At 32.3% G+C, this 4,842-nt stretch carries 7 protein-coding genes and 2 pseudogenes; 3 read left to right on the plus strand and 6 right to left on the minus strand.

Translation table 11 applies throughout. From position 1 onward, the window contains the following. The first annotated feature begins 201 nt into the window (after window positions 1-201). From CQZ94_RS30135 to CQZ94_RS30145, 3 genes are all read left to right on the plus strand, one after another. A complete protein-coding gene (locus CQZ94_RS30135; protein ID WP_070140218.1) occupies window positions 202-438 on the plus strand; it encodes a helix-turn-helix transcriptional regulator in 237 nt (78 codons plus the stop codon). Continuing rightward, entirely contained in the window at window positions 431-757 is a 327-nt protein-coding gene (locus CQZ94_RS30140) for a 6-aminohexanoate hydrolase (protein WP_070140219.1), read from the plus strand. Before CQZ94_RS30135 ends, CQZ94_RS30140 begins: the two co-directional genes overlap by 8 nt. Before the next feature lie 194 nt (window positions 758-951). Further along, window positions 952-1,524 carry a tyrosine-type recombinase/integrase gene (locus CQZ94_RS30145; protein ID WP_105588363.1) on the plus strand — a complete coding sequence of 191 codons (573 nt, stop codon included), beginning with the start codon at window positions 952-954 and terminating at the stop codon, window positions 1,522-1,524. Between the two features lie 57 nt (window positions 1,525-1,581). Here CQZ94_RS30145 and CQZ94_RS30150 read toward each other — a convergent pair whose 3' ends face one another. From CQZ94_RS30150 to CQZ94_RS32605, 6 genes and pseudogenes are all read right to left on the minus strand, one after another. Beyond that, a complete protein-coding gene (locus CQZ94_RS30150) occupies window positions 1,582-1,974 on the minus strand; it encodes an immunity 50 family protein (RefSeq protein WP_000566919.1) in 393 nt (130 codons plus the stop codon). A 110-nt stretch (window positions 1,975-2,084) separates the two neighbouring features. After that, window positions 2,085-2,192, minus strand: a pseudogene (locus tag CQZ94_RS32530) (IS6 family transposase); the annotation flags it as partial. A gap of 19 nt (window positions 2,193-2,211) precedes the next feature. Continuing rightward, a complete protein-coding gene (locus CQZ94_RS30160) occupies window positions 2,212-2,475 on the minus strand; it encodes a DUF4176 domain-containing protein (protein WP_078177365.1) in 264 nt (87 codons plus the stop codon). Between the two features lie 232 nt (window positions 2,476-2,707). Further along, entirely contained in the window at window positions 2,708-3,379 is a 672-nt protein-coding gene (locus CQZ94_RS30165) for a hypothetical protein (RefSeq protein ID WP_002205125.1), read from the minus strand. A gap of 1 nt (window position 3,380) precedes the next feature. Next, entirely contained in the window at window positions 3,381-4,763 is a 1,383-nt protein-coding gene (locus tag CQZ94_RS30170) for a T7SS effector LXG polymorphic toxin (protein ID WP_105588364.1), read from the minus strand. Further along, window positions 4,760-4,842: pseudogene (locus tag CQZ94_RS32605) on the minus strand (DUF3958 family protein); the annotation flags it as partial. The pseudogene CQZ94_RS32605 and the gene CQZ94_RS30170, both read right to left, overlap by 4 nt.

Genomic DNA, 4,842 nt, shown 5'->3' on the forward strand with positions numbered 1-4,842 from the left:
AGTTAAAGCACTTTTAAAACATTAAAAAGTGCTTTTTATTTATTATAAATACGAAAGTAAACTTTTAAATAGAAGTTTACTTTCAAGAAATATATAGTATTTCTTTTAATTTATATAAAAATTTTTATCTTTTGTATAATTAAACTTTACTTTTTTATAAAATAAGTTTAATATAAGTCTTAAGAAAGGAAGGTGTTACCTATGAAGGAAAAACATGGCGACTCTATAACAAATAAAGTCTATGAATATAGGGTATTAAAAAGAATGTCACAAAAAGATTTAGCTGATGCTGTTGGGGTTTCTAAACAAACGATATTTGTTATGGAAAAGAATAATTACTCTCCTTCACTAGTGTTAGCATATCGAATAGCTAATTATTTTGAGGTTGATATAAATGAAATATTCTCTTATGTAGGAAAGGAAGTTAATAATGCTTGATCTATTAAATAACTGGATGTTAGAAAGCACAGACAATTTCAATATCGTTGTAGGATTTATATCAGTTCTACTTGTAGGTTCATGTATTGTACTTTTTATTATGATGAAAAAATTTGGTCAACCAGATGAAAGAACAAATGCTATTTATCTTAAGATTGTTTCTTGTATGTTTCTTACTCAAATTGTAATGAATGGCATATTTATTTCTTTGGTGAGTAAAGATATGTATTTCCGTCAATTTTTCATATTATTTGAAGCCATTGTCTGTTTCGTTGGAGCTATTTATTCTTTTAGATTATATAGAAAAGAGTTCAAATAATTTACTTGCAAAAAAACAGTAGTAATTTTATGCACTACTGTTTTTTTATTGCCCCCTTTTGAAAGTAAACTTTTCAATATTAGTTTACATTCAAATCCTCTGAAATATTGACTTCTCATCATTTTCTCTGATATCCTCAAAATACACAATAAAAGTATACATTCAAAACACTATAATTAAAGAGGTTTAAATCCATGAACAAAAAAACACATCTCATTAATGTCCAACCTATCCGTAGTAAAGAACAGATAGAAGATATGAAATGGGCTCTTAAACGTCATTGTTCCGAACGAGACTATATTCACTTTCTTATTGGAATTCATACCGGATTACGCGTCAGTGATCTACTCCAAATCGAAACACAAACTATAGTAAAGCTAAAACGAAAAAAAAGAAGAGAATTCAAGATTAAAGAGGGAAAAACAAAGAAGGAACGCATGATTAACCTTACTTCTATTTTTGATGAAGTCTATTCGTACACCCAAACACTAGAAAACACCTGGTTATTTCCTTCTCGAAAAGGAGACAAACCCATTAGTAAAATCCAGGCTTATCGACAATTACAAAAAGCCGGAGATTTTGCCGGTGTAGAATCTATAGGAACACACACTATGCGCAAAACCTTCGGTTATTGGTTCTATAAACAAACTAAAGATGTAGCCATGTTGCAAGACATACTCAATCACAGCACACCACAAATTACACTTAAATACATTGGTATCAATAAAGAAGAAAAAGATAATGTCCTTGATACATTCCTTATTTAATCCAAAAATATTAAAATGTGAATACTATAAAAATTAACTATCTACTTCCCATCAAAATTATGGTAATCCTATTAAACCTGGGGTTACCCCTTCTACCTTTGCCCATTCAAACGAACACTCAACTAGCATTTGATTCTTACACTTAATTTTTAATAAACCTTCTTCTTCTATCGTATTTATTTCAAAATAATCAATTATATTTTCTGTCCCTAAACCTTTTATTGTTAAATTATGAATAGTAAAGAAAGATATTTCCACATAAATTACATCCCACTTATTCCATCGTTTTGGCTTGTTTTCAACATTTTCCTTTGTCATCAATTGAATAACTAAAGTAGGACCATCTCTTTTAAGACGTACATCTAATAACTCTGATTCTTCAAACTTTGGTATTTTCCCAAAAATACTAATTAACGCTTGTGGATTTAAAAATTTAAATTGATCAATCATTTTTATACTCCCTATTTTTTATTTCTCTTCTCAAAATAATAATGATCCTCCATACGGTTCTGGTGCAAAGTCTCTTAACAGATAGAAAATGGAATATTTACAAATAAATGTTATGCAATTTCAAATGATTTTTGTAATTCATTGCACGTTGAAAAAACGAAGTTTGGTTGCAAACTTCGTTTTTGTTTATAAATGGCATGAATCGTTTCGATTCCTTTCCCTATTTCTAGATCATATTCAATTAAGCAATCCTACAAATGCCTCTTCTTCCTCATCTACAAAACCTACAAATATAATTTCTTCAATAGCATCCTGATTAAATACAAATGTATAATCAGGATCAATATATCCTTCTGGATAAAAACAGCCAATGTAGTCATACATAACAGGTTCTTCAACCATAAGTAGTTGTTTTCTTCCGTAAATTACAACCTTTTTTGTCCCTCCTTTTAACAGAACAATAGAACCATTTGGTAACAGCTTTTCTTTAGAAAATTGCATAATTCTCCGCCCTTTCTTATACGGCTTATATATTTTTCAAAGATTATTTGAATAGCGCAGAATCTCACTTGCACCATCCTGTCGTTTTCGATTAAATATTATTTATCCATATATCCACTCTTGATCTTTTTACTCTAAGGTATAGCCTGGTATTGATTTTCAAATCCTTTAACTTCTTCTATCCCTATCATCCAAGAATGCGATTATATACTTAAAATTCAACAAATTCTCTTTAAAAGCCTATACGTATTTTCCCTCCATCTTCTATATGCTTCCGTAAATAATAATACTTATGGAGTTCTATAATCATATAAAACAAACCAAACGAAAACACTGTGCATGCACACATAAATACAATTGCCCCCATCTGTTGTGTTGCAATGCTAAGAATTATATTAGCAATTAACTGCCCCAATCCAGCTGCAATAGCTGCTACTTTTACACCACCAGTTCCTTTCGACGACTTTGATTTTTTTCTTGGTTCCTGAAGTTTTTCAATATGATTTTTATAAAAATAATACAAAGCAAAACCATACAAACCAACTGAAAAAATAAAATAGATAGGAGTTTGTAATTGTAACACTTCATAGGCATATTTTTGAGTTATAACCAATAATCCGACTGAACATATGGTGCCATATACTCCTCGAAATAGAGTGTATTGTAATTGTCGTTTCCGAGGATTGATAGCAATCCATATCGCCCACAAATTTAAAAAAATAACTGGAGGAGTTACTATATATACATAGAGTAATCGAAAAGGATTCGCAAAAGCAGGCAAAAGAACAAACACGTCTGCCCCCAAAAGGACAAGACCAATTACATGGACTCTTATTTCATTTACAGGATAAAGAGCCATATAATGTGCAAAAGCTTTCTTATTAAAATCTATACTTTTTTTCATATTAATTAAACCACCCCGCTACTGTTGACCAAGCTTTTTTCGAACCCGTTTTCACCATATCCTTAATACTGTCATCTTCACCATCACCATCTAAATCAACATCCCATTTCACACCTTCTGTGAAATATGTTAGTCCTACTGAAACAGCAAATCCAACTGCGGCAACCGCCAGAACTGGTGCTGCTGGGAGGGCCATAACTGTAAGAGCCGTTGCCCCTACGGTTACTGCTCCTCCTACAACAACATTACCAATAATATCTCCTGCGATTTTATCACTTGATTCATTATTTTTGATATTCTCACTTGTATCCATATATGAGTCTATACCCACACTAAACCATCCAAGCTTATCCTTTAAAGCCATTTTAGACGCACTTACCACACTTCCATTTTTTATAAGAGCATCTATTTCTTTTATCGTCTTGCTAGCAGTTCCATTTTTCATTTTTGCCGCGACATCATCTACATAATAAATCTTATAATCCCTATAATTTCCATTAATTTTTTTATTGCCCTTAAAACCGGAATATTCTCTTACAAGGACGCGTTGTGCTCTTCTGTCCAAATCGTATGTTACCTTATAACCATTAATTACTTTATGAGCTGTATTCCCTACTACAACTGCACCTGTAAGTGTTCCGAATGTATTCCCCGCTCCATCCAATGGTGCATTCCAACTGAATCCAGTCATACCTAAAAATGAATCTTTTTTGTCTACTTCACCAGATTCAGAATCCTTATTTAACCTTTCAACTTCACGAGCTTTATCTTCTGTAATTTTTTGAATAGGCCCCGTCCAATCCATATTCAATCCTTGTGTACTAAATGTACCGCTGACGCCACTAAACCCTTTCCCACTTTGAACTTCCCCAAGACCTGTAGCAATACTAGTTGCTAATTGAAGTGCTGTACTATAATTATTACTAGAGGTCTGATTGAATTGATACAAATGATCCAGCTTTTCTTGCAGTTTTTGCCTCATAACAATAAAAAGATTCGCCATAGCGTCCATACCCGGAATTGGCATAGCTTGATTGACAGCTTCCATACTTGTTTTCATTCGGTCAATTTCTCGAATTTGTTCTAATAATTCTTGTTCAATAACATCAGTTGAAGCTACCTGTGATTGAAATTGACTTGGAAAGGCATTATTCTGACGGATTAGTTCTTCACACAAGTAAATGATTCCTTGTGCTAATGGACGAAAGGTTTGTGCAAAGAATGCTTTTGCACTGCTATATGTTTGTCCTTGTAGAACAGTATCAATTGCAAAAGCGTCAATCGACTGAATGGCTTGTTCCATACCTTGAATGGTAGCCGTACATACAGCGTTCATACTTTGGGTTTGGCTTTGCACTTCTCCCAAATACATATTTAAACTCATGAATTAACCTCCTTTGCTAGATTTTGTTTTTGATAGTAAAGGTCATTTTCTAAGTCACTAAGATTTCGTTTTTCCTTAA

Origin of the sequence: Bacillus sp. MYb209, assembly GCF_002975175.1 — a bacterium.
Taxonomy (GTDB): Bacteria; Bacillota; Bacilli; order Bacillales; family Bacillaceae_G; genus Bacillus_A.